This window comes from Kitasatospora sp. NPDC127067, assembly GCF_042724755.1.
In the GTDB taxonomy this organism is placed as follows: domain Bacteria; phylum Actinomycetota; class Actinomycetes; order Streptomycetales; family Streptomycetaceae; genus Kitasatospora; species Kitasatospora lactacystinica.
The window spans coordinates 10009-35857 of record NZ_JBHXEM010000070.1; the positions used below are offsets into that span (position 1 = coordinate 10009).

The following is a 25849-nucleotide window of genomic DNA, read 5'->3' on the forward strand; positions in this document are numbered from 1 at the left end:
CCCGTCCGCCTGGCCGCCCGGGCCCTCCGGGCGGCACGGGGGGGGCCGCCCGGACGGCTGCCGGGCGGCCCGGGCCGGGGATCAGGCCAGCCCGCCCGCGGCCCGGAGGTTCTGTCCGGTGAGCCAGCGCCCTTCGGGCCCGGCCAGGAAGGCGACGACGTCGGCGATGTCCTCGGGTCGGCCGAGGCGGCGCAGCGGGGTGAGGCCGGCCACGCGGTCGAGGGCCTCGGGCGGGTTGGTGCCGCGCAGCAGGTCGGTGTCGGTGGCGCCGGGCGAGACGGTGTTGACGGTGATCCCGCGCGGACCCAGTTCGACGGCGGCCACGGCGGTGAGCTGCTCGACGGCGCCCTTGCTGGCGGCGTACGCGGCGATGCCGGGGACGGGCCGGACGGTGTTCACCGTCGAGATGTTGACGATCCGTCCGCCGTCGCGCATCCGGCGGGCGGCGTAGCGGACGGTGGTGAAGGCGGCGCGGGTGTTGACCGTGAACACGGCGTCGAGGTCCGCGTCGTCCAGCTCGGCCAGCGGGGTCGGGGTGAAGGAGCCGGCGGCGTTGTTCACCAGGACGTCCAGTCCGCCGAGCCGCTCCTCGGCCTCGGCCATCAGCCGCTCGGCGGCACCGGCCTCGCCGAGGTCGGCCCGCAGTGCCCAGGCGCGGCCGCCCTCGGCCTCCACGGTACGGACGACCTCGGCGGCGGCCCGCTCGTCGTGGGCGTAGCCGAGGACGACCTGCGCGCCGTCGCGGGCCAGCCGCCGGACGACGGCCCGCCCGATGCCCCGCGAGCCGCCCGTGACGACCGCCGCCTTCCCCGTGAGCGGGGCCGGCCCGCCCTGTTCCTCAACCACGTTTCCTCCACGTCCTGTTCGCCGTCGTTTCCCGGGCCACTGTCGCACGCGCGCGCTACGGTGCCGCCCATGGCGAACTTTGTACTGGTGGCGGGCGCCTGGCTCGGGGCGTGGGCGTGGGACGAGGTGGCGGCGCAGCTGCGCGAGGCCGGGCACGGGGCGTTCCCGCTGACCCTCTCCGGGCTCGCGGAGAAGCACGGTACGCCGGCCGGGCAGCAGGCGCACGTGGCGGACGTCGTCGCCGAGGTGGAGCGGCTGGACCTGCACGAGGTGGTGCTGGTCGGGCACAGCTACTCGGGCATCCCGGTGGGCCAGGCCGCCGAGCGGATCGGCGGACGGCTGGCCGGGCTGGTCCTGGTGGACGCCAACGTGCCGGTGGCGGGGGAGTCCTTCGCGGACCGGATGCCGGAGCCGGCCGCCCTGCGGGCGGAACTCGCGGCGCACGGGGGCTGGTGGCCGCCGCTGCCGCCGGCCGAGTTCGCCGGGCAGGGGCTGACGGTCGGGCAGATCGCCCGGATCGTCGCGGGGGCGACTGCGCACCCGGGCCTCTCGCTGACCGAACCCGCCGTCCTGCGGGGCCCGTTGAGCGCGCTCCCGACGGTGTACGTGAAGTGCCTGCTGGACTGGCCGGAGCCGCCGCCGGTGGTCGCCGGGCTGGTCGCGGACGGCCACTGGCGGCTGGTGGAGCTGGACACCGGGCACTGGCCGATGTTCTCCCGGCCGGCCGAGCTCGCGCAGGCCCTGGCCGGGGCGGTCCGGACGGCTCAGAGCGACAGGTAGACCGCGCTGCCGGCGCCGGCCAGGAAGCAGTAGAGCGCGAACGGCGTCAGGCTGCGGGTCTCGAAGTACCTGGTGAGGAAGCGCACCGAGACGTACCCGGCCACGAAGGCGGCGAGGCTGCCCGCGAGGACCGGGCCGAGCACGCCGGAGTTCTCCGGCTTGAACAGCTCCGGCACCTTCAGCACCGAGGCGGCCAGGATGACCGGGGTGGCGAGCAGGAAGGAGAACCGGGCCGCGTCCTCGTGGTGCAGTCCGCGCAGGATGCCGGCGCTCATGGTGACGCCGGAGCGGCTGATGCCGGGGAACAGCGCGAGGATCTGCGCGGCGCCGATCCAGGCGCCCTGCCCGTAGCCGAGCCGGGTCAGCCGGTGGTCGGAGGCGATCGCCGGGTCCGTGCCCGGCTCGTCGTCGGCGGCGGCGATGCGTCCGGCCCGGCGGCGGCCGGTGCCGCCGCGCTTGAGCCGCTCGGCGCCGAGCAGCACGAGGCCGTTGAGGGCGAGGAAGACCGCGGCCGGGACGGGCTTGCCGAGCGCGTTGCGCAGGGCCTTCTCCAGCACCAGGCCGGCCACGCCGACCGGGATGGTGGAGAGGACGAGCAGCCAGGCGAGCCGCTCGTTGCGGGTCTGAACCCGGCGGTGCCGGATCGAGCCGAACAGCCCGTCGACCACCCGGACCCAGTCCTTGCGGAAGTAGACGACCAGCGCGAGCGCGGTGGCCAGGTGCAGGGCGACCAGGGCGGCGAGGTACGAGGAGCCCTCGGCGGTCATGTCGAGGTCGTGCTGGATCCTTCCGCCGACCAGGGCGGGCAGCAGGATGCTGTGGCCGAGACTGGAGACCGGGAAGAGTTCCGTCACGCCCTGGAGCAGGCCGACGCCTATCGCTTCCGGGTAGGTCAGGGTCGACATCGCGCACCTTCGCTCGGGGGTCGGTGGCCGCCCGGATCCGGGGCCGTCGCGAAGCTACTACGGGCATGTAGACGTTCGCCAACCCCGCCGTCGGAAGTTCACCGACCGTACGGCTGCGCGACACCGGGGCCGAAATGACCGATCAGCGCCGCCGCCACGGAGGCCAGGACGGTGGCGGACGGGACGGTCCGGTGCGCGGCGTCGCCGAACAGCACGAGGGCGGTCACCGCGGCCGGTGTGCCCGCCAGCGGCAGGGCGACGGTCAGCGCGGCGAGCAGACGGGGGCGGGGGCGCGGCGCGGGGTCCGGGTGGGTCACGGCGGTCTCCTTCGGGCTCGACCCGCGCCACGATGCCGCCTCCCGCAGCGTCAGGTGCAAGTCCTTTTCCGCCGCCGCCGACGTGGGGCCGACTGCCGTCGGCCCTTCCTCAGGCCGCCGCCACCCGCCGCCACCCCGGCCCGTCCGCGGCCACCGGCGCGGCCGCGAAGTCGTAGCGCAGCAGGTCCGGTCCGAGCGCGAGCAGCGAGATCGAGGAGGAGCCCCAGACCCGTCCGTCGCCGAAGTCCCGCCGCTGGACCAGCGCGGCGTCCGCGTCCGGGGCGAGCCCGTCCCCGGCGACGATCGGCAGCCACCCGCCCCAGGCCGCCTCGGCCGGTCCGTCGGCGGTCGGTCCGGGCCGGGGCACGGCGGTGAAGCGGGACCGGAAGTGGGCGGCCCGCGCGGCCATCAGGGCGCGGATCCGCTCGGAGGCGGTCCGGCCGGCCGCCAGGCCCTCCAGCCCGTCGTTGAGCACCACGCTCAGGCCGGACGGCAGTTCGCGCTCCTCCAGCCGCCCGCCGCCCCAGCTGAACACCCGGGCGCCGTCGGCGCGGGCCAGGACGAGGTGGAACGGGTCGTACGGGGTGAGGTCGAGGTGGCCGATCCCGCCCTCCCGGAGGGCGGTGAGCGGCAGCCGGCCGCGGGTGCGCCGGGCGTCGGCGGGGGCGAGCGGGCCGAAGCCGTTCAGCAGGCAGGCGGCGGTGCGCCGGCCGGGGTCGACGGCCAGCCAGGTGCCGCCGGCCGCGAGGTCCAGTCCGCCGAGCAGTTCCGGACGGTCCGGCCAGTGGTGGTCGGGCGGCAGCCAGGCGCGGCCCAGGTACTCGTCCCGGACGGACAGCAGCAGCACCGGGACGGCCGCTCCGGGCTCGATGCTGACGAACGCCGTGCACACGACCGTGCCCCCTGACCTCGACCTTCGGCGACCTCCTGCCGACGATTCCCTGCCAGCGATCCTCGCACGGTCGTTCGTACGCCGGAAGTGGCCGGAAGTGGCCGGGACGTGCCCCGGACGTGCCCCGGGAAGTGGCCCAAGGAACGGGTGGCCGAACGCACCAGGCCGCCAGGCCACCGGGCTCCTAGGCTGGCGGCCATGACGACGAACGAGACGACGGCCGCGACGACCGGCACGCACGGGGCCCCGGTGCCCGCCCCCGAGCAGCGCCTGCTGATGCACAAGCTCGCCCCCGCCTACTACCAGGCGATGATCGCCGTGGACCGGGCCTCCCGGGAGGGCCTCGACCCGGTGATCGCCGAGCTGGTCAAGGTGCACGCCTCGATGATCAACGGCTGCGCCTACTGCATCGACATGCACTCCACCGACGCCCGCAAGCACGGCGAGCAGGACCACCGCCTGGTCTCCCTGCCGGCCTGGCGCGAGACCCCGTGGTTCACCGCCCGCGAGCGCGCCGCCCTGGCCCTCACCGAGTCGGTCACCCTGCTGACCCAGGGCCACGTGCCGGACGCCGTGTACGCGGAGGCCGCCGCGCGGTTCGACGAGACCGAGCTGGCCCAGCTGATCGCGCTGATCGCCACCATCAACGCCTGGAACCGGATCGGCGTGTCCACCCGCATGAGCCCGGCCGCCAAGTGAGCGCCGCGGACCCCGCCGTCCGGCGGGAGAGGGCCCGGCTGCTGCGCGAGCTGCACCGCCCGGGCGAGCCGCTGGTGCTGGCGAACGCCTGGGACGTGCCGAGCGCCCGGCTGGTGGCCGCCGCCGGGGCGCGGGCGGTGGCGACGGCCAGCGCGAGCGTGTCCTGGTCGCTGGGCAGCGCGGACGGCGGCGGCGCCGACCCCGAGCAGGTGCTGGCCCGGACCGCCCAGGTGGTCCGCGCGGTCGACCTGCCGGTCACCGCGGACCTGGAGGGCGGTTACGCGGACACGGCCGCCGGCGTCGGCGGGACGGTCGCCGCGCTGATCGCCACCGGCGCCGTCGGGGTGAACCTGGAGGACGAGGGCCGTCCCCCGGAGGAGGCCGCCGAGCGGATCGCGGCCGCCCGGGCCGCGGCGGACGCGGCCGGCGTGCCGCTCTTCGTCAACGCCCGCACCGATGTCTTCCTGCACGGGATCGGCGCCCCGGAGGGCCGGTTGGACGACGCGGTGCACCGGCTGCGGGCGTACGTCGCGGCGGGCGCGGACGGGGTGTTCGTCCCCGGGGTGGCCGACCCGGAGACCATCGCCGCCCTGGTCGCGGCCGTCCCGGCGCCGCTGAACGTGCTGGCCGGTCCCGGCTCCCCGGCGGTCGCCGAACTCGCGAAGCTCGGCGTGGCCCGGATCAGCCTGGGCCCGGGCCTGGCCGAGGTGGCGTACGCGGCGGTCCGCCGGGCCGCGCGGGAGGTGTACGGGAGCGGCACGTTCGGCGCGTTCGCCGAAGGGCTGAGCTACCCGGAGCTCAACCGGCTGTCCGCGGGCTGAGCCCCGCGGGCTGAGCCACTCGGCCCGGGTGCCGCGCGTCGAGTGCCGTGGGCGGCCGACCGTTCGGGGGTCGGCCGGCCGCCCACGGGCCGGTCGCCGGGCGGGTGCGCCACCGGGCCGTCCGGCCACCGATCACCCGGCCACCGACCGCCCGGCCACCTGATCGGCGGATCAGTTGAGGACGTGCCCGCTGAGCCCCGGGTGGTCCAGCTGGTTGGTCCCGATCGCCTCGATCTCGTTGGCCGGCTTGCCGACCAGCGGGAGCGTGCCCACGGTCCTCAGGGCGAGGTCGGCGGGAGAGACTTCGAGCCCGTCGGTGAGCCCGCCGGTGACGTCCGGCGAGGAGGCGGTCTGGGTGGCGGCGCAGGCCGCCGGAGCGGCGAGGGCGAGGCCCGCCATGGTGAGGGCGGCCAGGGTGGCGAGTTTCTTCATGCCCTGGCGAACGACCCGGACCGCCCTCAGGTCACCGGCCGGCTCGGACCGTCACCCACAGGGTGCGCACGCTGTTGCTGACGAACGAGGCGATCGGCTCGTTCGTCAGCCCCTGCGCCGGGGCCAGCCCGGGGAAGCGGGTGAACAGGTGCCGCAGCGCCGTCTCGGCCTCCAGCCGGGCGAGCCCGGAGCCGAGGCAGAAGTGCGGGCCGTGGCCGAGCGACAGGTGCTTGGCGGGCTGCCGGGTGAGGTCGAAGCGGTCCGCGTCCGGATGGTGCCCGGAGTCCCGCCCGGCCGCCGCGTACGAGGCCAGCAGCGCCTCGCCGCGCCGGATCACCACGTCGCCGACCGCGATGTCCTCGGTCGCGTAGCGCAGCGGGAACTGCCCGACCGGGGAGTCGTAGCGCAGGGTCTCCTCGACCACCGCCGACCACGGCTGTTCCCCGTCCAGGACGAGCCGCAGCTGGTCCGGGTGCGCGAGCAGGGCGCGGACGGCGTTGGTGATCAGGTTGAGCGTGGTCTCGTGCCCGGCGACCAGCATCAGCAGCAGGGTGCCGACCAGCTCGGCCTCGCTGAGCCGCTGCCGGTCGAGGGGGTGGCCGGCCTCGCGGACGGCGATCAGGTCGCTGGTCAGGTCGTTTCCGGGCTCGGCCCGCTTGGCCGCCACCACCGAGGCCAGCAGCGCGTTCAGGCCCCGCTGCGCGGCCAGGGCCGCCGCCGGGGTGGCCGAGCTGGAGACCATGGTGTCGGAGAGCTCGTGCAGTTCGTCCTGCTGCTCCAGCGCGAGGCCGAGCAGTTCGCCGATCACCTGCATCGGCAGCGGGTAGGCGAAGTGCCGCCGCAGGTCGAACGGGCCCTCCAGCTTCGCGACCTCGTCGAGCAGCGCGATCGTCCGGGCCTCGACGGCGGGGGCCAGGTCGGCGATCCGGCGCGGGGTGAAGGCCTGCGAGACCAGCCCGCGCAGCCGCCGGTGGTCCTCGCCGTCGGCGGTGACCATGCCGGGGACGGCGATGAAGTTGAGCAGCGGCCAGCCCTCCGGCAGCCGTCCCTCCCGGAAGGTGTTCCAGAGCCGGGCGTCCTTGCCGACCCGGGGGTCGGCCAGCAGCGACTGGAGGGTGTCGTGGTGGGTTACCGCCCAGACCACCACCCCGCCAGGGAGTTCCACCAGGACCGCGGGGCCGGCCGCGCGGAGTCGGGCGTTCTCGGCGTGCTGGTCGCGGCCGAAGGGGTCGAGTTTGACGGGCTCGGCGCGGGTTCCGGCGTCGGTGGTGGTGTCCATGCGGGCCTCTCGGGAGCTGGCGGGCGGGGCGGGGTGAAGGCGCTGTAGAGCACCGGGAGGGCGGTCAGGGCCCGGGACCACGGGGACGGGCGCCAGGTCAGCTCTCCTGCCGGTACGGCCAGTTGGAGGTCGGGGAGGCGGTGCAGCAGGGTCTCGACGGCGGTCTCGACGATGATCCTGGCCGGGTGCTGGGCCGGGCAGACGTGCCGGCCCGCGCCCCACGCCAGGTGCGCCCGGTTGCCGCCGAGCGAGCCCTGGGCGGCGGCGGAGACGCCCTGTGCGGCCGGGTCGGCGTTGGCCGCGGCCAGGCCGAGGACGAGCATGTCGCCGGCGCTGATGTACTGGCCGCCGAGCACGGTGTCGCCGGTGGCCCAGCGGCCGGGGAAGTTCTGCGTCGGCGGGTCGCGCCAGAGCACCTCCTCCAGCGCGTCGGAGACGGTCAGCCGTCCGCCGGTGAGGGTGGCCCGGAAGCGCCGGTCGGTGAGCAGCAGCCGCAGGGTGTTCCCGGTCCAGCAGATGGTGGTCTCGTTCCCGGCGACCATCATCACCACCAGGTGGTGCACCGCCTCCTCGTCGGTCAGCGCGGCCGGGTGGGCCAGCAGCCAGGAGGTGAGGTCGGCGCTGGGCGTGGCCCGGCGGCGCCGCACCAGGTCGACCAGGACCGCCTGGAACTCCTGGTTGGCGCGCACCGATTCGGCGCCGCTGTCGGCGATGTGGTGGATCAGCCGGATGAGGTGCGGGCCGGCGTCGGCGGGCAGGCCGAGGAGCTGGGTGAAGACCAGCAGCGGCAGCCGGCGCGCGTACTGGGCGACCAGGTCGGCGGTGCCGTCCGGGCCCCAGCCGTCGATCAGCCCGTTGGCGGCGGCCTCGGTGGTGCCGCGCAGCTGGCGGTGGTCGATCTGGGCGAGGGTGTCCGAGACGGCGCAGCGCAGCCGCTGGTGCTCGGCGCCGTCCAGGTTGAGCAGGGTGGGCCGCCAGGAGGTCATCGGCAGCAGCCGGGAGTCGGCCGCCAGCCGGCCCTCGGCGGGCACCCGCCAGCGGCGCGAGTCCTTGGAGAACAGCGCCTCGTTGCGGGTGAGTTCGAGCAGCTCGGCGTAGCCGAGGACGAGCCAGGCCTCGACCCCGGGCTCCAGCTCGATGGGGGCGACCGGCCCGTAGCGCTCGCGCAGCCGGGCGTACAGGCCGTGCGGGTCCTCGGCGACGGCCGGGCCGTACAGCGGGGTCAGCGGGACGCCCACGGGCAGCCCGCCGGGCAGGCCGGTGCCGTGGGCGACCGGGCACCCGGCGGCGCCGGGGGGTTCGGGGGTGGTCATCCCTGGAGCTCCAGGATCGAGCTGCGGTGCAGGTGGTCGACGAAGTCGATCAGCAGGTCGTAGGACTGCCGGCGGTCGCGCGCGTCGCAGTGCAGGATCGGCACCTCCGGCAGCAGGTCCAGCGCCGAGCGCAGCTCCTCCTCCGGGTAACCCGGGGTGTCCGGGAAGGTGTTGACCGCGACCGCGAACGGGATGCGCTGCTCCTCCAGCCGGCCGAGCACGTCGAAGCTCTCGTCCGGGCGGCGCAGGTCGACCATGGCGATGGCGCCGAGCGCACCGCGCGACAGGTCGTCCCAGAGCGGCCAGAACCGCTGCTGCCCGGGCGTGCCGAACAGGTACAGCGCGAGCCGCGAGTTGAGCGTGATCCGGCCGAAGTCCAGCGCCACCGTGGTGGTGGTCTTGCCGGGGCGCCCGGTGAGGTCGTCGATGCCCGCGCTGGCGGCGGTCATGGTCTCCTCGGTGCGCAGCGGGGTGATCTCGCTCAGCGAGCCGACCAGGGTGGTCTTGCCCACCCCGAACGGACCGGTGACCAGGATCTTGACCGCGCCCTGCACCGAGGAGGGCAGGTACTGCGGTCCGTCGGCGGCACCGGCCGCGTCGGTTGCGTCCGGGGCGTCGGGGACGGCTTCAGCGGAGTTGGCGGAGGCCAACGAGCACCTCCTCCAGGAGGGTTGCGGGCAGGCGTTCGGCCTGCGGGACGGGCGGGAGCACCTGCACGGCGCCGAGGTCCCACAGGTCTCCGACCAGCACCTTGACGACGCCGAGCGGCAGCCCCAGGTGGGCCGCCACCTCGGCGATGGACAGCAGGCTGTGGCAGAGGTCGAGGATGCGCCGGTGCTCGCGGTTCAGCAGCGGGTGCTCGGGCAGGTCCGGCGGGTCGGGTAACGCGCTGACCAGGCTCTCCAGGGCCAGCTCGGCCCGGGTGGAGCGGCTGCGCCCACCGGTGATGACGTACGGCCGGACCGGGCCGCTCACCGGTGGCCCCCCGCCGCGTGGTCGACGCGCGGCGGGCTGGTGAGGTGGGTGCCGATCCGCTCGACCAGGACCTGCATCTGGTAGGCGACCAGGCCGGCGTCGACCGCCTCGCTCGTCACCACGGCCAGGTGCGCGCCGGCCCCGGCGGCGACGACGAAGAGGTAGCCGCCGCCGTACTCGATGATGATCTGGCGGGTGGCGCTGCCCGGCCCGCCGAAGCCCGTCGCGACGCCGCGGGCCAGCGACTGCAGTCCGGAGCAGGCGGCGGCGAGCCGTTCGGCGTCGTCGCGGGCGATGCCGGCGCTGCGGCCGATCTCCAGGCCGTCGTTGGAGACGACGACGGCGTGCTGGACCTGCGGGACGGCGATGATGTCGGCGAGCAGCCAGCCGAGATCAGGGGTGGTGGTCATGGAACTCTCCGGAGCGCTGGGGAAGTCGGGGGGAAGCGGGAAGGGAAGGGTCGGACTGGGCCTGGGCCCGGGCGGCGGTACGGCCGCTGGCGGTCCCAGCCTGGAACATCGCCATGAACGCCTGCGCGTCCCGGGCCGAGCGGTAGGGCGGCGCGGGCTGCGGTGGGGGAGCGGCGTGCTGGGCGGGGCGGCTCGTGCGGCCGCGCCGGTGGCTCCGGCGGGGCAGCGGGGGCGGGGTGTCGCCGGTGGCGGCGTGCCGGCCGGACGGCGGGGTCTCCAGCAGGGGGTGACCGACGGGGGAGGCCGGTCGGGGGCCGGGGTTGAACGCCCGGTCGTCCGGCCCGAGGCCGGGGACGGTGGGCGGCAGCGGCTCGGTGAGCAGCGCGTTGGGCAGCAGCAGGACCACGCGCACGCCGCCGTACGGCGAGGGCGCCGAGCTGAGCGTGACCCGGAAGCCGTACTGCTCGGCGAGCCGGCCGACCGCGGCCAGGCCCAGTTGCGGGACCTCGCCCAGCCGGGAGACCTCCAGGGTGCTGCCGCCGGCCAGCGCGGCCGCGGCCTTGACGACGGCCTGTTCCGGCATGCCGACGCCGCCGTCGTCGATCTCGATGACGGCGCCGTTGTGCACCGGCATCAGGGTGACGAACACCTGGGTGCTGGGCGGGGAGTAGCGGGTGGCGTTGTCCAGCAGTTCGGCGATCGCGTGGATCAGCGCCTCGGCGGCGGCGCCGACCACCGCGGTCTCGGTCCGGCTGCGCACCACCACGCGCTGGAACGGCAGGATGCGCGACTGGGCGCCGCGGACGACGTCCTCCAGGGGGACCGGTTCCGGCCAGTGCCGGCCGGCCCGCGCGCCGCACAGCACGGCCAGGGTCTGGGCCAGCCGGGCCTGTTGGGCGGCGGCGTGGTCGGCCTTGAGCAGGCCCTCCAGCAGGGCCGGGTCGTCGTGGGTGCGCTCCATCTCGTCCAGCAGCGCCTGCTGGTCGTGGGCCATCACCAGGATCCGGCGGGCGACGCTGAGGAAGGCCCGCTGGGTGGAGGCGGTGTGCTCCTGCTCCTGCTGGACGGCGGCGAGGTCCTCGCCGCGGCGGGAGAGTTCGGCGGTCAGTTGCTCCTGGAGGGCGGCGAGTTCGCCGTGCAGCCGGTCGGCGCGGCGGCGCTGGGTGACGGACACGGCGCGGTACCGCGCGGCGGCCACGAGGGCGAGGACGGCGAGTACGCCGGTTGCCGTTACGGACCACTGAGTCATCGTCACGCCGCGAATTCTAGGGTGATGATCCTACGAAGGTGTGAACGGATCTCGCCAAGTGACCGGATCTCGTCAATATCGAGTCAATTCGGCGCCAATCGGCACTCGTTCGACCCCGATCCCTGCGCCTGACGAGCCGGGGGAGCAGCCTGATCGGCACCGGTGGGAACGCCGGAATCGAGCCCGACGGCCGGATCGCGTTCCGCGATGTGTGGGGCCCGTGTGCACGGTGTTACGGAAGGGGTGTCGTCCGGTGCAGGAGCAGCAGCGCCACGTCGTCCGGCCGGGACCGCCGCTCGGTCACGTTCAGGGTGAGCAGATCGGCCAGCCGCTCCAGCGCCGGTGCCGGGCCGATCCGCCCCGGACCGGTCTGCCGCGCCCACAGTTCGAGCCCGCCGAGCATCCGCTGCACCGACTCGTCGTAGTCCTCCTCGCGGTCCTCGACCAGCCCGTCGGTGTACGCCAGCAGCGTCTCCCCGACCGCCAGCCGCTCCACCGCCAGCGGGTACGGCTGCTCCGGGTCCACCCCCAGCGGCGGCCCGCCCGGCAGCTCCAGCTCGACGGCCGCGGCGTCGGCGGTGATCCGCACCGGCGCCGGGTGCCCGGCCCGGGCGGCGGTCAGCGCGCCGTCGGCCGGATCCAGGGTCAGGTAGAGGCAGGTCGCGAACAGCTCGGTGTCCAGCTCGGCCAGCAGCCGGCTGGTGCGGGTCAGGGTGGCGGCCGGGTCGTGCCCGTCCGTCGCGTACGCCCGCAGCCCGCTGCGCAGTTGGCCCATCACCGCGGTGGCCTCGGCGTTGTGGCCCTGGACGTCGCCGATCACCAGCCCGATCCGGCCCTCCGGCAGCCGCAGCAGGTCGTACCAGTCGCCACCGATCTGCATGCCCTCGGTGCTCGGCAGGTAGCGGGCGGCGCTGGCGATCCCGGACAGCCGGGGCAGGGTGCGCGGGAGCATCGCCCGCTGCAGCTCGGAGGCCCGGTGGTGGTGGGTGTCGTACAGCCGGGCCCGCTCCAGGGACTGCGCCAGGATGCCGGCGAAGGCCGAGTACAGGGTGCGGTCCTCGCGGCTGAACACCCGCTCGGCGGCGAAGGTGATCAGGCAGGAGCCCACCTGCTGCCCGGAGGCGACCAGCGGCAGCACCGCCCAGGCGGCCGGGGCGAGCGGATCGCGCCGGGAACGGGCCGCCGAGGGCTCGCTGAACAGCGGGGCGGAACGGGCCAGCGACCGCTGCATCACGCCCTCGGACAGATCCGCCAGACGGGTGAGTTCGGTGCGGCGCGGGCCCCCGTACACGGTGTGCGAGACGGGCAGCAGCCGGCCCGCGTCCACCAGGTCCAGGACGATGCCGGCGGCGCCGAGCGCCGGACGGGCGACGTCGGTGACGGCCGTGGTGACGTCCCGGACGGTCACCGCCCGGGACAGCGCCCGGGTGAGCGTCAGCAGCAGCGCCGTCCGGGCGGCGGCCGGGGAGTTCCGCTCCTCGGCCGGCGGCTGCTCCCGGTACCCGGCCTCGGCCAGCAGCCCGGCGATCCGCACCGGCCGCCCGTGCACGTCCAGCATCACCTCGCCGGACTCCTCGACCCGGGCGGGCCGGCCGCCGGGCCGCAGCACCCGGTAGCCGATCCGGTAGCGGCCGCCGGTGGCCAGCGCCTCGGCGAGCGCGGCCTGCACGTCCGGCAGGTCCTCCGGGTGGACCAGCCGGTCCAGCTCGGGAGCGGCGCCGTCCGGGGCGGCCGGCCGCCCGGCCACCCGGAACGCCTCGGCGTCCCAGTAGCTCTCGCCGGTGACCAGGTCGCGCTCGAAGGCGCCGTGCCCGGCGGCCCGCACCGCCAGCGACAGCAGCGGGTGGGCCGGCCCGGCCGGGCGGCCGTCCGCCGCCCGCGGACCCTCGGGCAACCGGACGCCGTAGGGTGCGCGGGTGCCGTGCGGCAGATGGGCGTCGGCATGGTCCAGCAGGTGCGAGAGCCGGTGCGCGCAGGCCTCGGCGACGGTCTCCAGGACGTCCAGGTCGCGGCGCGGGACGGTGCCCCGGTGGGCCAGCGCGAGGGCGAGCACCCCGATCGGCCGCTCGTCCACGACCATCGGCAGGGCGATCACGGCGACCATCCCGGTGCCCAGTCCGGCGTTCGCGTTCGGGTAGTCGACGCTGGTGTGCTCGGGGCTGAGCAGGTACGGGCGCCGCAGCCGCAGGGCCATCGCGGCGGGCAGCTCCCCGGCCGGATCGACCACGCCGTAGCGCTCGTGCGCCCAGTCCGGCAGCCCGTGCGAGGCGGTCAGCCGGAGCATCCCGGCGGAGTCCAGCAGGTACAGCGCGGACCCCTCGCCGGTGATCCAGCTCGGGCCCTCGGCCAGTACGGTGCCGAGCAGCTCGGCGGCGCTGGTGCAGCCGAGCAGCAGGCGCACGCAGCGCATCGCACTGCGCGCGGTCGGACTGTCGGCGGGCTCCAGGGGCACTGACCCTTAATACCCCATTTCCCCAAGCGGTGAATGGTTCCTCAAGAGGTGAACGGGGACCGGGCCGTCGCACCGGCACCGGCGAGGTGGCCGTCCGCACCGGCGGTCGTCCGGGCGCGGCCCGGCGCGGGAAGTCGGCCCGGCCGGCTTCCGGCGCGCGGGCGGTGCCGCCCTCCGGGTCCGTGCGGGCCGGCCCCCTACGCGGGCCAGGCGCGGAGGCCGGTGGTGAGGGTGGCGATGAGGCGGTCGTGGGTGGTGGCGAGGTCCTCGGCCAGCCGGAAGCCGCCGGCGGTGGTGAGGGAGGCGAAGCCGTGGGCGAGGGAGCGGACGGTGCGGGCGGCGTGGATCGCCTCGGAGCCTTCGAGGCCGTACTCCCGCAGGACGGCGATGATCACGCCGACGAGTCGGGCGCCCGCGCGGGCCAGGTCGTCGTCGGGCTGCGGGGCCTGGGGGAGGGCGTTGTAGCGGTGCGGGTGCGCGGTGGCGTACGCGTGGTAGGCGCGCAGCACGGCGGCGACGGCGTCGTCCCCGCTGCGCCCGACGGCCGCCTCGGCCAGCCGGTCGGCCAGGTCCCCGGTGACCCGTACGGCGATCAGCAGCCGCAGCGCGGCGAGGCCGCCGCTGACGTGCTTGTACAGCGAGGGGGTGGCGACCCCGGCCCGGGCGGCGACGGAGGCCAGCGTGAGGGCCTCGGCGCCCTGCTCGTCGATGAGGGCGAGGGCGTGGTCGACGACCTGGTCGGGGGTCAGTCCTACGCGGGGCATGGGTTCGGGCTCTCCGTACGGATGACGTCGGGTGGATCGGGCGGGGCCAGGCAGGGGCGGGCGGTGGGGACGGGCGGGGCTCAGCCGAGCTCGGCGAGGAACGGCAGCAGGGCGTCGGCGGTGGCCGTGGGGTTGTCGGCCATCGGGTAGTGCCCGGACCCCTCGATCATCACCTTGCGCGCGCCGAGCGCGGCGGCCTGCCGGTCGGCGACGAGCTGCGGCTTCGGGAAGTCGGGGTCCTTGCTGCCCATGACCACCAGGGCCGGGCACCGCACCGCGGCCGTCCAGCCGACCGGTGCCGAGTCGCCGTGGACGTACCCGCGGGTGGCGGTCTTCCGCCCCGGGGTGCGCAGCGCGGCGACCAGTCCGTCCACGTACGCGTCGAAGTCGGCGGGCTTGGCGCCCGGGAAGGCCATCCGGCGCAGGTAGAAGCCCCAGGAGGCCGGCCAGTGGACGAGGGCGGCGCCCATCAGGCCCATGACGCCGCGCATCAGGGCGCCCGGCGGCGGGTTCTCGACGAAGGCGTTGAGCAGGACGATCCCGGCGACCCGCTCGGGCGCGTCGCCGGCGGCCCTGACGACGGTCGCCCCGGTGTAGGAGTTCCCGGCGAGGACGGCGCGCTCGATGCCGAGGTGGTCGAGCAGGGCGAGGACGTCGCCGGCGATGGCGGCCGGGCCGTAGTCGTCCCACTCGACGGAGGACTCGCCGAAGCCCCGCAGGTCCACGGTGACGACGCGGTGGCCGGCGGCGACGAGCAGCGGGCGCAGGTGCCGGTAGGCGGCCCGGCTGTCGAGCATGCCCGGGAGCAGGACGACGGGGGTGCCGTCGCCCTGCCGGGTGTCGTCGAAGGCGATCCGGCCGCCGGGAACGGTCAGGTACTGGGTGCTCGGGGTGGTGGTGCCGTTCATGGGGTCCTCCTCGGGCCGCCGGTGCGGGACATCGGCGTGCGGGCCGATAGCCATAAAGCTAAGGCTAATAGCCTTAGCCGTCAAGCGGACGGCCGGGCGAGGGCTGGAGCGGAAGGAGTGGAAGGGGCGATCAGACTCCCTCCACCTTGAACGGGTCGTGCTCGCTGAGCAGCTTCTCCAGCCTGGCCTGGTCCACCCGGGTGACCATCTCGTTGGACTCCTGCCGGTCCCGGATCACCTTCGCCAGCGTGAACGCCGAGGTGACGGTGTAGAGGAGGCCGATCCCGAGGAAGGCCCTGGTCCATCCGCCGACCGGCAGGTAGGCGATCCCGACGGCGAGGGCGACGCCCGACAGGGCGAAGGAGAGGACGGCCTGGATGTGGTACGCGGCCGTGGTGCGGGTCTGCATCGATGTGCTCATGGCGCCAGGATGTGGCCGCCCGGCCGGGGCGCACATGAGTAGGAGTACTCAGATCGGACCGTGTGCCAGGGGGGTGTTCGCCGGTGTCGTTCGTTGACGTCCGATCACTTTGCCCTAGGCTGCTCCGAACGGATGGCTTGGAATCAGAGCCTCCTAGGATTAACGTTTGATAACGCAGCGCGGTTGTCAACGCCGTACCCAGACGGCACCGTGCGCCGTCGCCTAATCCCGCCGACCCGCCTCCGGGCAGGTCAGGGAGCCGGGGAACCACGTTCCTTGGGGTGAATCGGCGGGGCCCCGGCCCAGCCGTAGGAGACCTTCCTGCTCCGAACCCGTCAGCTAACCCGGTAGGCGCGAAGGAAGGAAAGGAGCGCGCCTCCGTGGCGTCGACGCACACCCCGGCACACCCGGCCGGCTTCGCAGCCGGTACCCAGCTCCTCGACCACCCCGGCACGGACGGCCCCGAGGCCTTCGGCCCGGAGGACTTCCCCTCGGAGGTCGAGACCAACCGCCACCGGATGCCGCGTCAGACCCGCGGAGCCTCCCCACTGCTCGGCGTCACCGCCGTCGCCGCCACCCTGGGCGCCACCGGCTTCGCCTCGGCGACCCCGGCCGCCGCCCCCGCCGTCGAGGCCCCGGACGAGACCCTGGTCGCCCTCTCCGCCGACCCCGGCCTCGCGCTCGCCGCCCGCATCCAGCACCAGGCCGACAGCCAGCGCACCGCCGCCGAGGAGACCGCCCGGCTCCAGGCCGCGCAGGAGGCGGAGGCCAAGGCCGTCGCCAAGGAGGCCGAGGCCAAGCGCGCCGCCGAGGAGGCCGAGCGGGTCAAGGCCGCCGCCCTCACCCTCCCGGTGAAGGACTACCGGCTCTCCGCCCACTACGGCCAGAGCGCCCGCTACTGGGCCAACCTGCACACCGGCCTGGACTTCGCCGCCGACACCGGCACCCCGGTCTACGCGCTCGGCCAGGGCACCATCACCTCGGCCGGCTGGGCCGGCTCGTACGGCTACCGGATCGTCGAGACCCTGCCCGACGGCACCGAGATCTGGTACTGCCACCTCTCCTCGATCACCAAGGGCTCCGGCAAGGTCGCCCCCGGCCAGCAGATCGGCAAGGTCGGCGCGACCGGCAACGTCACCGGGCCGCACCTGCACATGGAGGTCCGCCCCGGCGGCGGCGCCCCGGTCGACCCGGAGCCCTGGCTCCAGCAGCGCGGCCTCAACCCCTGACCCGCGCCAGAAACCCGACGCACCCGCGAGAGGCCCGCGCACCCGCGAGAGGCCCGCGCACCCGCGCGAGAAACCCGACGTGCACGCGAGAAGGCCCCGGCCCGGAGCAGCCGCTCCGGGCCGGGGCCTTCGTGCGAGGTCTCACTCCTCGGCGGGCAGCTGCGCCAGGTACGCCTCGATCTCCTCCTGGCCCGGCTCCGGCGCCAGCTCCGGGAACTCCGTCACCAGCAGCCGGGGCAGCCCCGGCACCGTCCACCCGCCGAACAGGTCGAGCGCCGCGTCGACCGCCGCCTCCTCGAACTGCCCGAAGTCGCCGGCCAGTTCGTCCGGCATCGGCCGCCCCTGCGCGGTCAGCTCGGCCAGGTTGCGGTAGCTGCGCCGCATCAGGCCCTGCTCCAGCAGCCGCCGGGCGCCGTCCGTGGCCATGCCGACCGACAGCACCCGGCCCGGGCCCCAGCCCTGCTCGTCCGGCTCGTCCAGCCAGCCGGCCGGCACCAGCGCCTCGTACGCGGCCAGCCGGTCCTCCTCCGCGAGCTCCGCGAAGCCGGCCAGCCAGTCCCGCACCGCCGCCCCGTCCGTGACGTCCACCCCGTACGCGTGCAGCAGCACCGCGTACAGCCGGGGCCAGGTCACCAGGTCGGCGCGGCGCAGCAGCCCGGCCGCGACCTCGCCCTGCCACTCGGCCTCCTCGTGCAGCCGCTCCTGGCGCTTGGCGTTCAGCCGCCGGGCCGCCCGCTGGTGGTCGATCAGCAGCCGGACGGCGTCGCCGTAGGCGAGCGGGTCCTCCTCGGGTGCGGGTTGGACGTACAGGTGGAGCCGCTCGTACAGCAGGTGCTCCACCGCGTCGGAGGTCAGTTCCGGCCAGCCGTCGTGCATCCTGCCGTCGCCCAGCTCCAGCAGCGCCAGCACCGCGCGCAGCGGCGCCTCGGCCACCGGCGCGCGGTCCTGCCCGGCCGCCCAGGCGAGCAGGTCGGCGGCCTTGGTGCGGGGGGCGAGCCGCAGGTCTTCGTCGTTCATAGTCCGAACGGTAGCCGCCGGGCGGGGATAGGGTCGGCAGCCATGGTCCCCGTACGACTCACCGGCCCGCGACTGGCCGTCCGCGAGTACCACCTCACCGAGGACGACGTGGACGCGCTGCACGCGCTGTTCGGCGACCCGGAGGTCACCCGCCACCTGCCCTTCGGGCCGAGCGGCCGGGAGGACTGCGCCGACCAGATCGAGCTCTACCTGGAGGAGGCGATGGCCGAGGAGCGGGACACCTACCGGCTCGCCGTCACCAGGCTCGCCGACGCCGAGGAGCCGGCGGACGCGACGCCGATCGGGCAGGCCTCGCTCACCCTGGACGGGCACCGCGCCGCTCAGCTCGGGTGCGTGCTGGCCCGCGCGTCCTGGGGCCGCGGCTACGCGGGCGAGACCGTCGGCCTGCTCTGCGACTTCGCCTTCGGCGCCCTGGACCTGCACCGGCTGGCCGCCCGGGTCGCCGTGGACAACGCCGCCTCCGTGAAGGTGCTCACCGGGCTGGGCTTCCGGCTGGAGGGCCGGCTGCGGCACGACGCGTTCAAGGACGGCGTCTGGTCCGACTCGTTCCTCTACGCGCTGCTCGCCGACGAGTGGCCGGGGGCGTGCACGCGGGGGCGGACGACCGGCTGACCGCCCGGGCCACGGACCACCGGCCGACCCCCCACCGGCTCACCCCCCTCTACCGGCTCACCCCCCTCCAGCGGCCGCCCGGTGGAGGGGGGTTAACCCCACCCCGGATCCGCCAGGCCTCCGGATCCCGGCCGGCCGGCCCGTCCACCAGACTGGAGCCTGTCAGCGGGACGAACGACCGACAGTACGAGGGGCCGGGGGCCGGGAGCATGAGCAGCAGCCGCAGCATGGAGGACCGGGAGTGGGACGTCCTGGGCGGTCACGGTGACGACCCGCGCCCGGCCCGGGTCCGCCGGACCGAGCGGCGGCCGGCCGTGTGGCGGGCGCCGTTCTCGGCGTACTACTACCGCGAGGTCGGTTACGCGCTCAGCGGCCTGCCGGTGGCGATCGTCGGCTTCGTCGTCTCGATCACCCTGTTCTGCCTCGGCCTCGGCACCTTCGTGACCGTCATCGGCCTGCCCGTGCTGGGCGCCCTGACCAGCGTCGCCCGCGGTTTCGGCCGGTTGGAGCGGGCCCGGGTGCGCGGCATGCTGGCCCTGGACGTCCCCGGCCCGGCGCCGGTGCGCCGGGTCCGCCAGGGCAGCTGGGGCGCGGTCACCGCGCGGCTCGCGGACGGGGCCGGCTGGAAGGCCGTGCTGTACCAGGTGGTGATGTTCCCCTGGGCGGTGCTCAGCTTCGCGGTGACGCTGGTGTTCCTGCTGCTCGGCTGGGCGCTGGCGCTCTACCCCGTGTACCACTGGGTCTTCCCGACGTACACCTCCTGGAAGGGGTACCGGTTGTTCGACTTCCACGACAGCCACGGCATCCGGCACGTGTACGACGTCCAGTCGCCCTGGCAGATCGCCGGGCTCTCGCTCCTCGGCGTGCTGCTGATCCTCCTCACCACGCAGCTGGTCCGCGGCCTGACCAACGTCAACCGGGTCGCCGCCCAGGGTCTGCTCGGCCGCTGACCGGCCGGCCCCGGCCGAGGACCCCGCCCGCGCCCCGCCCGCACCCCGGACGCCTCCGGATGCGGGCGGGGCCGTCGCGTGTTCGGATGGCCGGGTGGCCGCCGTCGGCATACCCGCCGTTCCCCCGGGCGTCCTGGTCACCTCCCGGCCGCTGGACGAGTACTGCGCCCTGTTCGGCCTCACCCGGGCCCGGCTCGCCGCCCTGCCCGGCCCGGTGCTGGACTGCCCCGGCGGCGCGGCCGGCCTGGCCGCCGAGGCGCGCGGGCTGGGCTGCCGGGTGATCGCCGTCGATCCGGCGTACGCGCTGCCGCTGCCGGCGGTCGCGACCGCCGCGGTGGCCGCCCGGGCGGCGATGGCCGCCGCGATGGCCGACCGCCCGCAGCTCTACCCCTCGCCCCGCCCGTACCGCGCCGAGCGCTACCTGCGCAGCTGGGACCGCGCCCGCCTGCTGTTCGCCGCCGACTCGGCCGCCCACCCGCAGCAGTACGTGGCCGCCGCGCTGCCCCGGCTGCCCTTCGCGGACGGCGCCTTCGCCCTCACCCTGAGCGGCTACCTGCTCTTCGCCTACCCCGAACTCTTCGGCCCCGAAAGCCAGTTGGCGGCGTTGACCGAGCTGGTCCGGGTCACCTCCCCGGACGGCGAGGTCCGGGTCCAGCCGCTGCACGACGGGTACGGCCGGCGCTGCGGCCACCTCGGCCCGCTGCGGTACGCGCTCGGCGAGCGACGGATCGGCAGCGAGGTCCGCCGCTACCCCGGGCCGGTGGGCGGCCGACCCCGGCGGGTCCTGGTGCTGCGGGCCGCCGACCACCGCCGCCGGGCGCTCCGGTAATAGTCACTGTCGGGGGGCACTCCTATACTCGCCCGCATGACCGACAATACGATCCGGCGCGCCGACGGGACCGACGCCGACCGGCTCACCGAACTGATCCAGGCCTCCTCCGCCTATCACGGCGAGTACGCGCCGATGATCGAGGGCTACCGGGTGACGCCCGAGTACATCGCCCGCCACGAGGTGTTCCTCGCCGCCGACCCGGCCAGCGGCCGGCTGCTCGGCTTCTACGGGCTGATCCGCGAACCGGCCGAACTGGACCTGATGTTCGTCGCCGACGAGGCCCAGGGGCTCGGCACCGGCCGCGCGCTGATCGCGCACATGCTGGAACTCGCCCGCGGAGCCGGGATCGCCGCCGTGCGGGTCGTCTCCAACCCGCCCGCCGAGCGCTTCTACCTGCGGGTGGGCGCCGAACGCGTCGGCACCTGCCCCGCGCGCGGGAGGATCACCTGGGACCGTCCCGAACTGCGTTTCACCGTCCCGGAGTTCACCGGTTAGAGGTGCCCTCGGCCGGCGGTCCGACCGGTCCGCCCGGCTGGGCCGGCACCACCGGGGCGGCCTGCGGCCCGGCCGGTGCCGGCCGCTCCGGCACGAGGACCGGCGCCGGGAGCCGGGAGAGGATCTTCTCCGCCAGCCAACTGCGGTCCGACCCGTACGGAATGCCCCGCGGGTCGACCAGCTGCGTCGCCACCGCGTCCCGCAGCCGCTGCTCCCCGGCGGCGGGCAGCCGGGAGAGCAGCCCCCGGGCGGCCAGCAGCGCGTGGTACTGCTCGAAGCCCGAGCGCGGGCGCTCGATCGCGTCCAGCACGCTCGGCAGGTCCGCCAGCGCCGGATCGCCCTGCATCAGCGCGAGCGCCTGGATCCGCCGCCCCTCGGAGCCGTCCGCGAAGAGGGCCCGCACCTGGTCGGCGGTCAGCGCCGAACGCCGCGCGGTCGAGCGGACCTCCGCCACCACGCCCTCCGGCCCGGCCGGCGCGCCGGAGGAGGGCGGCAGCTGCGCGGCCAGCGCGGCCGGGCGCTCCGCGCTGCCGCCCAGCAGCCCGAGCTGCTGCATCGCGCGGACCCGCAGGTCGTCCGCGCCCACCTTGTCGCCGTGCCGGTCGCGGTCCTGCCCGGCGAGGAAGAGGTCCAGCGCCTGGTCGGTCTCGGTCAGCGCCTGCGGCAGTGCCAGCCGGGTCACCAGCCAGCCGGCCAGGAACCCGAAGACCAGGAAGTACAGCACCAGCGCCGCCGCGAACGGCGCCACGTCCCGGCCGCCGCCGAGCGCGGGCGCCAGCGCCGCGCCGAGGTCGTGCAGCCGCTCGCCGAGCGAGCCGAGCTGGGTCAGTCCGACGCCCAGCAGCACCTTGGTCAGCCAGTCCGAGACCTGTTCCAGATTGGTGTTCGGCGCGTACGAGCCCTGCGGCTCGCCGGCAGCGGCCCCGCCGCGCACCCGGGGCACCCCGAACAGGAAGCCCAGCCCGCCGCCGAGCACCACCGAGGCCCCGATCACCACCAGCCCGCCGCCGAGCACCTGCCAGGCGTGCTCCCGGCCGAGTGCGAACAGCAGCAGTCCGAGCAGTCCCGTCCCGGCCAGCACCCCGGTGGCGCCCCACTGCGCCGTCCGCAGCGTCGCCCCGCCGCCGCCCGGTCGTCGTGCCTTCGCCATCGCCCACCCCCTGTGTCCGCGTCGCTCCGCTCCGGAACGCGCGCCGACTCTAGCGCCGCGGCCCCCTTGCGGAAACGTCCGGCCGCTGCCCCGGACACGGCGCGGGGAGCCTCCGGAATCGTGCCGGAAGCTCCCCGGGAACGCAGACGGCCCGCGGACTGCTCCTCCGCGCCGGCCCGTGCACTGGCCGGGCGCCGAGGCACCGGGGATGTACCGGTGAGACCGCGGGCCGGGTGACTGCTGTGGATTTCGCCTGCCGGAGGCCAGGGGCCTCATCCTGCGCAGGCAGGGGCGGCTCTAGCGAGCAGCCACCTCACGCATCCTGATGGAACTCAACTCAGGATCACCTCCTTTCAGTGTGCTGCCACGATAGGCAGCCCGCCGGACGGAGGGCAACGGATTATTTCGCGGAGCCCCGCCCGGCCCCGGTGCCGGCCGTGCGGGGCGCGCCCGGATCCGCTGCTCAGGCGGTCTTGAGCTGGTCCTGGAGCTTGGTGAAGTCGACCGTGTTGTCGGCCGACGGGGCCTGGATGGTCAGCGGCTTGTCGAAGTCGCTGAAGTCGATCTTGCCGTTGCCGTCCTTGGCGCCCGAGTGCTCGACCCGCACCGGGTAGGGCTTGCCCTCGGTGGCGATCTGCATGGTCGTGAGCTCGCCCTTGGAGTCGGCGACCTTAAGGCTGAAGGTCTTCACGCCGTTGACGTTGCCCGCGGAGCCCTTCTCCACCTTGTCGTTGCCGCTCTTGTCCGCGGTGATCTTCTTGCTGAACTCGGCGAGGTTGCAGACGCTGATCAGGGAGCCCATCGACGGGTCGCTCTCGAAGCCCGTCAGGTAGCGGCCCTTGAACAGTTCGGCGGCCTTGGCGCCGTTCGGGCCGCCCACGTTGGTCCAGAAGTCCTTGTCCGGCTTGACGTACGAGGTCTTGCCGTCGCTGATGATCTCGAACTTGCCCATGCCGGGCATCGCCATGGTGCCGGTGCACTGGCTCTTGTTGTCCAGCGCCAGGTTCAGCTCCATGCTGCCCTCGCCGGTGTCGACGGTGCCGACCATCTTGAGGGAGCTCGCGGAGGCCAGGGCGTCCTTGGCCTGCTTCGCGATGTCCTGGGCGCTGAGCTTGTCGGTGTCGAGCTTCTGCGCGGCACCCGCCTTGGCGTCGCCGCCCGTCCCGTCGCTCTTGGTGCTGCCGCACGCCGCGGTGCCGGCCGCCAGGACGAGGCAGATCGCGGCGGTGCTGACCAGTCGCTTCGACAGCATGTGGTTCTTCCTGTCCGGGTGGCCCGAACAGCCCCCCAATGAGATGAATTTTTCCTCAGTATGGTTCAGGACCCTGACAGGTGATCGTGGGACCGGCCGCTGTTACAGCTTCGTGGCAGGACCGTCTTTCGTTCGTACCCGGGAACGCGAAAGGCCCGGAGGACGAATCCTCCGGGCCTTTCGGCTACTGAGTAGCGGGGACAGGATTTGAACCTGCGACCTCTGGGTTATGAGCCCAGCGAGCTACCGAGCTGCTCCACCCCGCGTCGGTGAACACAACAATACGGGGAAGTCGCCGATATGGGAAATCGGTTCTTCAGGGCGCCCTGGCGACCCGCCGCCGACCGGGTGCCGGGTGCCGGGCCGCACGGCACCTCGCCCAGGCCGCGAAGGCGACCAGCGCGGCGAAGCAGGGCACCATCAGCGCCCCGTACACCACCAGGAAGCCGTCCGTACCGAGGTCGGCGGCGGCGTTCCAGGTTCCGTGCAGCGCCATCGCCAGCAGCAGCCCGGCCGGTACCGCCAGCCGGGCCAGCCAGCGCCGCGCGGTGGTGAGGGCGACGGCCAGGCCGATCCCGGTGAGCGCGGTGAACAGCGGGTGGGCGAAGGGCGAGAGCAGGGCGCGCAGCACGAAGGTCTGCACGGTGCTGTCGAAGTCGCGCAGGCTGGGCGGGTCGCCGAGGCCGATGCTGTCCAGCCGCTGCCGCTGGTCGCTGCTGAAGGCCCGGCCCAGGTAGAGGGCGTTCTCGGTGAACGCGAAGCCGCAGGCGGTCATCCCGCCGAGCACCACCCCGGCGGCCAGGGTGCGCGGCCGGGAACGGTGGTGCGGCGCCCCGGAGGGCGGGGCCGGGCGCAGGTACGGCAACGGCCGGAGGTACGGGCGCAGGCGCGGCCGGCCGCGGGCGTGCGGCCCGACCGGGTGGCGCGTGTGCGGGCGGGGGCTCCGGGGCGCGGGCGACCGGCGCAGCAGCGGCGCGCAGGGGCGTCCGGTGCGGCGGCCGCGGCAGCGCAGCCGCTGGCCGAGCGGGAGCAGGAGCACCAGCAGGGCGGTGGCCTTGGCGGTCTCCTCGATCACCGGGGTGGCGATCCCGGCGCCGAGCAGTTCCCCGAACGGGCCCCGGTGCCGGGTCAGGTAGCTCGCCGTCCAGTTGTTGGCCAGGATGGCGACGGTGGTGGCCGCGCAGGCGCCCCAGCCGAGGCAGAACACGGTGTGCCGCAGCGGAACCCGGGCGGTGAGGTTGAGCCAGGCCAGGCCGCCGAGCACGAACGGCAGCGGCACCACCGCCAGGCCCAGGCCGACCAGCAGTCCGACGGTGCCGGTCTGCCGCTGGACCAGGTGCAGGATCAGCACCCCGCAGCCGATCAGGGTCAGGACGGCGGTCGCGGTGACCGAGGAGAGCGCCACCGAGCGGCTGCGGCCCGGCGGGGCCCCGGGGGCGGTGGTGCCGGCGCGGAGGACGTGGTCGACGGCCGGGAGCGGCGCGGCGGCGGTACCCGGCCGGGGCAGCAGGCGATGCGCCCGGTGCCTCCGGGGCCCCGGAATGGTCCGGGTGTCGCCGGTGCTCGGGACCGTCTCCGGTGCGTCGGCGGCTGCTCGAACCGTCGTGCGACCGCCCGTCCGGAACCCGCCGCCGGACGGGCTGCCCATGCGGCACAGGGTAGGCCACGGCGGCGGCCCGCCGGGAGGAGTCGGGACGAACCGTCCCTCCCGGGCCCGCCCGTCCGGCCGCCGCGCGGCCGCCCGTTCGAACGGTGCCGGAGGGTCAGCGGCGGCGGAACAGCAGGTCGTGGACGACGTGCCCCTTGGCGATCCCGGCCCGTTCGAACTTGGTGACCGGACGCCAGTCCGGCCTCGGGGCGTAGCCCGGAATGCTGCCGTCCGGGTGGTCCCCGGGCTCCAGCCAGCCGGTCCCGTCGCCCTCGGGGTGCAGGTTCTCCAGCTCCGGCGAGGCGGACAGCACGGCCAGCATCTGCTCCGCGTACGGCTCCCAGTCGGTGGCGCAGTGCACCAGCGCACCGGGGGCGAGCCGGGGCAGCACCAGGTCGAGGAACGAGGGCTGGACCAGCCGGCGCTTGTGGTGCTTCGGCTTGGGCCACGGGTCGGCGAAGTAGACCCGCAGACCGGCCAGCGAGGCGTCCGGGAGCATGTCGCGCAGCAGGATCACCGCGTCGCCGGCGGCGGTCCGGACGTTGTGGGAGCCGTCCCGCTCCAGCATGCCGAGCAGGTTGCCGTGGCCGGGGGTGTGCACGTCGGCGGCGAGGATGCCCATGGCCGGGTCGGCGGCGGCCATCGCGGCGGTGGTCTCGCCCATGCCGAAGCCGATCTCCAGGGTCACCGGCAGGCCGTCGAACAGCTCCCGCGGGTCCAGCGGGGTGCCGTCGATGGGGATGCCGTACGTCTCCCAGCTCCGGTCCAGGGCGCTCGCCTGGGCGTTGGTCATCCGGCCCCGGCGCGGCTGGAAGCTGCGGATGCGACGCTCGCGGTGCTGGGCCTCGGTGGCCTTGTGCGGGTACATCGGCGCGGGGTAGGCGGCCGGCGCGGCGGACATCCGGGCGGACGGCGAGGGCTGGGGGATCGGGGCGGTGGCAGTCACAATCACCCGAGTCTACGGGGCTGTCGGGGCTCTCCGGCCGGGCCTGTGACCGGGCTCATCCACCGGCCCGGCCGGTGCCCGGCCCACCCGTCGGCGGCCGGGGAACGGGGAAGGAGCCGCACCCCCGTGACGGCTCCTTCCCCTTCCTCCCGGCGTCGGCCCCCCGACCGACGCCGGCTCCTGCCGCGGCCGTCCCCTCGCTGCCGCGGCCGGGCCCGGTCGGCGCGGGCTCCC

Annotated in this window: 27 protein-coding genes, 1 tRNA gene and 1 riboswitch; of the genes, 8 read left to right on the forward strand and 20 right to left on the reverse strand. The window is 75.1% G+C overall.

Translation table 11 applies throughout. The features are described from left to right. Positions 1-81: 81 nt before the first annotated feature. Positions 82-846: a glucose 1-dehydrogenase gene (locus ACFWJ4_RS25520; RefSeq protein WP_380547318.1), complete on the reverse strand. Its 765-nt coding sequence runs from the start codon at positions 844-846 to the stop codon at positions 82-84. A gap of 69 nt (positions 847-915) precedes the next feature. Between ACFWJ4_RS25520 and ACFWJ4_RS25525 the strand changes: the two genes are divergently transcribed. Further along, the gene (locus ACFWJ4_RS25525; RefSeq protein WP_380547320.1) at positions 916-1626 is read left to right on the forward strand and encodes an alpha/beta fold hydrolase; all 711 of its coding nucleotides are present in this window, start codon (positions 916-918) and stop codon (positions 1624-1626) included. Here the strand turns inward: ACFWJ4_RS25525 and ACFWJ4_RS25530 are convergent. From ACFWJ4_RS25530 to ACFWJ4_RS25540, 3 genes are all read right to left on the reverse strand, one after another. Next, a complete protein-coding gene (locus tag ACFWJ4_RS25530) occupies positions 1611-2531 on the reverse strand; it encodes an undecaprenyl-diphosphate phosphatase (RefSeq protein WP_380547322.1) in 921 nt (306 codons plus the stop codon). The two genes, ACFWJ4_RS25525 and ACFWJ4_RS25530, sit on opposite strands and share 16 nt — an antisense overlap. A gap of 98 nt (positions 2532-2629) precedes the next feature. After that, a complete protein-coding gene (locus ACFWJ4_RS25535; protein ID WP_380547324.1) occupies positions 2630-2848 on the reverse strand; it encodes a hypothetical protein in 219 nt (72 codons plus the stop codon). Positions 2849-2957: 109 nt separating this feature from the next. Continuing rightward, complete coding sequence (locus tag ACFWJ4_RS25540; RefSeq protein ID WP_380547326.1) at positions 2958-3740, reverse strand: NRDE family protein; 783 nt, start codon at positions 3738-3740, stop codon at positions 2958-2960. Between the two features lie 198 nt (positions 3741-3938). Between ACFWJ4_RS25540 and ACFWJ4_RS25545 the strand changes: the two genes are divergently transcribed. Both ACFWJ4_RS25545 and ACFWJ4_RS25550 read left to right on the forward strand, forming a co-directional pair. Next, the gene (locus ACFWJ4_RS25545) at positions 3939-4439 is read left to right on the forward strand and encodes a carboxymuconolactone decarboxylase family protein (protein WP_380547328.1); all 501 of its coding nucleotides are present in this window, start codon (positions 3939-3941) and stop codon (positions 4437-4439) included. After that, complete coding sequence (locus ACFWJ4_RS25550; RefSeq protein WP_380547330.1) at positions 4436-5260, forward strand: isocitrate lyase/phosphoenolpyruvate mutase family protein; 825 nt, start codon at positions 4436-4438, stop codon at positions 5258-5260. The genes ACFWJ4_RS25545 and ACFWJ4_RS25550 overlap by 4 nt, the downstream gene beginning before the upstream one ends. Positions 5261-5431: 171 nt before the next feature. Here the strand turns inward: ACFWJ4_RS25550 and ACFWJ4_RS25555 are convergent, their stop codons facing one another. The 10 genes from ACFWJ4_RS25555 to ACFWJ4_RS25600 form a co-directional block, all read right to left on the reverse strand. Then, positions 5432-5692, reverse strand: a complete 261-nt coding sequence (locus ACFWJ4_RS25555; protein ID WP_380547332.1) for a hypothetical protein — start codon at positions 5690-5692, stop codon at positions 5432-5434. 31 nt (positions 5693-5723) lie between these two features. Next, complete coding sequence (locus ACFWJ4_RS25560; protein ID WP_380547335.1) at positions 5724-6971, reverse strand: cytochrome P450; 1248 nt, start codon at positions 6969-6971, stop codon at positions 5724-5726. Positions 6972-8280: 1309 nt separating this feature from the next. Continuing rightward, a complete protein-coding gene (locus ACFWJ4_RS25565; RefSeq protein WP_380354874.1) occupies positions 8281-8934 on the reverse strand; it encodes an ATP/GTP-binding protein in 654 nt (217 codons plus the stop codon). After that, complete coding sequence (locus ACFWJ4_RS25570) at positions 8912-9259, reverse strand: DUF742 domain-containing protein (protein ID WP_359897915.1); 348 nt, start codon at positions 9257-9259, stop codon at positions 8912-8914. The genes ACFWJ4_RS25565 and ACFWJ4_RS25570 overlap by 23 nt, the downstream gene beginning before the upstream one ends. Then, a complete protein-coding gene (locus ACFWJ4_RS25575) occupies positions 9256-9669 on the reverse strand; it encodes a roadblock/LC7 domain-containing protein (protein WP_359897914.1) in 414 nt (137 codons plus the stop codon). The genes ACFWJ4_RS25570 and ACFWJ4_RS25575 overlap by 4 nt, the downstream gene beginning before the upstream one ends. After that, a complete protein-coding gene (locus tag ACFWJ4_RS25580) occupies positions 9653-10918 on the reverse strand; it encodes a sensor histidine kinase (protein ID WP_380547393.1) in 1266 nt (421 codons plus the stop codon). The genes ACFWJ4_RS25575 and ACFWJ4_RS25580 overlap by 17 nt, the downstream gene beginning before the upstream one ends. A 232-nt stretch (positions 10919-11150) precedes the next feature. Continuing rightward, the gene (locus ACFWJ4_RS25585; RefSeq protein ID WP_380547338.1) at positions 11151-13370 is read right to left on the reverse strand and encodes a SpoIIE family protein phosphatase; all 2220 of its coding nucleotides are present in this window, start codon (positions 13368-13370) and stop codon (positions 11151-11153) included. 197 nt (positions 13371-13567) lie between these two features. Then, positions 13568-14134: a TetR/AcrR family transcriptional regulator gene (locus ACFWJ4_RS25590; protein WP_380547341.1), complete on the reverse strand. Its 567-nt coding sequence runs from the start codon at positions 14132-14134 to the stop codon at positions 13568-13570. Positions 14135-14214: 80 nt separating this feature from the next. Further along, positions 14215-15042, reverse strand: a complete 828-nt coding sequence (locus ACFWJ4_RS25595; RefSeq protein WP_380547344.1) for an alpha/beta fold hydrolase — start codon at positions 15040-15042, stop codon at positions 14215-14217. 130 nt (positions 15043-15172) lie between these two features. Continuing rightward, the gene (locus tag ACFWJ4_RS25600; RefSeq protein ID WP_359897908.1) at positions 15173-15463 is read right to left on the reverse strand and encodes a YiaA/YiaB family inner membrane protein; all 291 of its coding nucleotides are present in this window, start codon (positions 15461-15463) and stop codon (positions 15173-15175) included. 209 nt (positions 15464-15672) lie between these two features. Then, positions 15673-15831, forward strand: a riboswitch (cyclic di-AMP (ydaO/yuaA leader). A gap of 12 nt (positions 15832-15843) precedes the next feature. Between ACFWJ4_RS25600 and ACFWJ4_RS25605 the strand changes: the two genes are divergently transcribed. Further along, positions 15844-16692, forward strand: a complete 849-nt coding sequence (locus tag ACFWJ4_RS25605; protein ID WP_380547347.1) for a M23 family metallopeptidase — start codon at positions 15844-15846, stop codon at positions 16690-16692. A gap of 141 nt (positions 16693-16833) precedes the next feature. Here the strand turns inward: ACFWJ4_RS25605 and ACFWJ4_RS25610 are convergent, their stop codons facing one another. Beyond that, positions 16834-17709, reverse strand: coding sequence for a hypothetical protein (locus ACFWJ4_RS25610; protein ID WP_359913968.1), 876 nt, complete (start codon positions 17707-17709; stop codon positions 16834-16836). Positions 17710-17751: 42 nt separating this feature from the next. Between ACFWJ4_RS25610 and ACFWJ4_RS25615 the strand changes: the two genes are divergently transcribed. The 4 genes from ACFWJ4_RS25615 to ACFWJ4_RS25630 all read left to right on the forward strand — a co-directional run bounded on the left by ACFWJ4_RS25615 (position 17752) and on the right by ACFWJ4_RS25630 (position 20619). Beyond that, on the forward strand, positions 17752-18342 hold the full coding sequence (locus tag ACFWJ4_RS25615; RefSeq protein ID WP_380547350.1) for a GNAT family N-acetyltransferase: 591 nt from the start codon (positions 17752-17754) through the stop codon (positions 18340-18342). A 209-nt stretch (positions 18343-18551) separates the two neighbouring features. Beyond that, complete coding sequence (locus tag ACFWJ4_RS25620; RefSeq protein WP_380547353.1) at positions 18552-19292, forward strand: sensor domain-containing protein; 741 nt, start codon at positions 18552-18554, stop codon at positions 19290-19292. A gap of 94 nt (positions 19293-19386) precedes the next feature. After that, complete coding sequence (locus ACFWJ4_RS25625; protein WP_380547356.1) at positions 19387-20121, forward strand: hypothetical protein; 735 nt, start codon at positions 19387-19389, stop codon at positions 20119-20121. Positions 20122-20157: 36 nt separating this feature from the next. Next, positions 20158-20619 carry a GNAT family N-acetyltransferase gene (locus ACFWJ4_RS25630; protein ID WP_380547359.1) on the forward strand — a complete coding sequence of 154 codons (462 nt, stop codon included), beginning with the start codon at positions 20158-20160 and terminating at the stop codon, positions 20617-20619. Here ACFWJ4_RS25630 and ACFWJ4_RS25635 read toward each other — a convergent pair. From ACFWJ4_RS25635 to trmB, 5 genes are all read right to left on the reverse strand, one after another. Beyond that, the gene (locus tag ACFWJ4_RS25635) at positions 20609-21769 is read right to left on the reverse strand and encodes a hypothetical protein (RefSeq protein WP_380547362.1); all 1161 of its coding nucleotides are present in this window, start codon (positions 21767-21769) and stop codon (positions 20609-20611) included. The two genes, ACFWJ4_RS25630 and ACFWJ4_RS25635, sit on opposite strands and share 11 nt — an antisense overlap. A gap of 463 nt (positions 21770-22232) precedes the next feature. Beyond that, entirely contained in the window at positions 22233-23021 is a 789-nt protein-coding gene (locus ACFWJ4_RS25640) for a hypothetical protein (protein WP_380547364.1), read from the reverse strand. Positions 23022-23213: 192 nt separating this feature from the next. Next, positions 23214-23287, reverse strand: a tRNA-Met gene (locus ACFWJ4_RS25645). Between the two features lie 50 nt (positions 23288-23337). Continuing rightward, positions 23338-24669 (reverse strand): PrsW family intramembrane metalloprotease, encoded by a 1332-nt coding sequence (locus ACFWJ4_RS25650; RefSeq protein WP_380547367.1) that lies wholly within the window; start codon positions 24667-24669, stop codon positions 23338-23340. A gap of 115 nt (positions 24670-24784) precedes the next feature. Further along, on the reverse strand, positions 24785-25570 hold the full coding sequence (gene trmB / locus ACFWJ4_RS25655) for a tRNA (guanosine(46)-N7)-methyltransferase TrmB (RefSeq protein ID WP_380547396.1): 786 nt from the start codon (positions 25568-25570) through the stop codon (positions 24785-24787). Positions 25571-25849 lie beyond the last annotated feature (279 nt).

What these genes read in the sequence shown, in the direction of transcription:
- ACFWJ4_RS25525 (WP_380547320.1), top strand. Translation starts at nt 916, where the DNA reads ATGGCGAACTTTGTACTGGTGGCGGGCGCCTGGCTCGGGGCGTGGGCG.
- ACFWJ4_RS25530 (WP_380547322.1), bottom strand. Translation starts at nt 2,531, where the DNA reads ATGTCGACCCTGACCTACCCGGAAGCGATAGGCGTCGGCCTGCTCCAG.
- ACFWJ4_RS25545 (WP_380547328.1), top strand. Translation starts at nt 3,939, where the DNA reads ATGACGACGAACGAGACGACGGCCGCGACGACCGGCACGCACGGGGCC.
- ACFWJ4_RS25555 (WP_380547332.1), bottom strand. Translation starts at nt 5,692, where the DNA reads ATGAAGAAACTCGCCACCCTGGCCGCCCTCACCATGGCGGGCCTCGCC.
- ACFWJ4_RS25560 (WP_380547335.1), bottom strand. Translation starts at nt 6,971, where the DNA reads ATGGACACCACCACCGACGCCGGAACCCGCGCCGAGCCCGTCAAACTC.
- ACFWJ4_RS25575 (WP_359897914.1), bottom strand. Translation starts at nt 9,669, where the DNA reads ATGACCACCACCCCTGATCTCGGCTGGCTGCTCGCCGACATCATCGCC.
- ACFWJ4_RS25580 (WP_380547393.1), bottom strand. Translation starts at nt 10,918, where the DNA reads ATGACTCAGTGGTCCGTAACGGCAACCGGCGTACTCGCCGTCCTCGCC.
- ACFWJ4_RS25590 (WP_380547341.1), bottom strand. Translation starts at nt 14,134, where the DNA reads ATGCCCCGCGTAGGACTGACCCCCGACCAGGTCGTCGACCACGCCCTC.
- ACFWJ4_RS25595 (WP_380547344.1), bottom strand. Translation starts at nt 15,042, where the DNA reads ATGAACGGCACCACCACCCCGAGCACCCAGTACCTGACCGTTCCCGGC.
- ACFWJ4_RS25600 (WP_359897908.1), bottom strand. Translation starts at nt 15,463, where the DNA reads ATGAGCACATCGATGCAGACCCGCACCACGGCCGCGTACCACATCCAG.
- ACFWJ4_RS25610 (WP_359913968.1), bottom strand. Translation starts at nt 17,709, where the DNA reads ATGAACGACGAAGACCTGCGGCTCGCCCCCCGCACCAAGGCCGCCGAC.
- ACFWJ4_RS25615 (WP_380547350.1), top strand. Translation starts at nt 17,752, where the DNA reads ATGGTCCCCGTACGACTCACCGGCCCGCGACTGGCCGTCCGCGAGTAC.
- ACFWJ4_RS25620 (WP_380547353.1), top strand. Translation starts at nt 18,552, where the DNA reads ATGAGCAGCAGCCGCAGCATGGAGGACCGGGAGTGGGACGTCCTGGGC.
- ACFWJ4_RS25630 (WP_380547359.1), top strand. Translation starts at nt 20,158, where the DNA reads ATGACCGACAATACGATCCGGCGCGCCGACGGGACCGACGCCGACCGG.
- ACFWJ4_RS25635 (WP_380547362.1), bottom strand. Translation starts at nt 21,769, where the DNA reads ATGGCGAAGGCACGACGACCGGGCGGCGGCGGGGCGACGCTGCGGACG.
- ACFWJ4_RS25640 (WP_380547364.1), bottom strand. Translation starts at nt 23,021, where the DNA reads ATGCTGTCGAAGCGACTGGTCAGCACCGCCGCGATCTGCCTCGTCCTG.
- ACFWJ4_RS25650 (WP_380547367.1), bottom strand. Translation starts at nt 24,669, where the DNA reads ATGGGCAGCCCGTCCGGCGGCGGGTTCCGGACGGGCGGTCGCACGACG.
- trmB (WP_380547396.1), bottom strand. Translation starts at nt 25,570, where the DNA reads ATGTCCGCCGCGCCGGCCGCCTACCCCGCGCCGATGTACCCGCACAAG.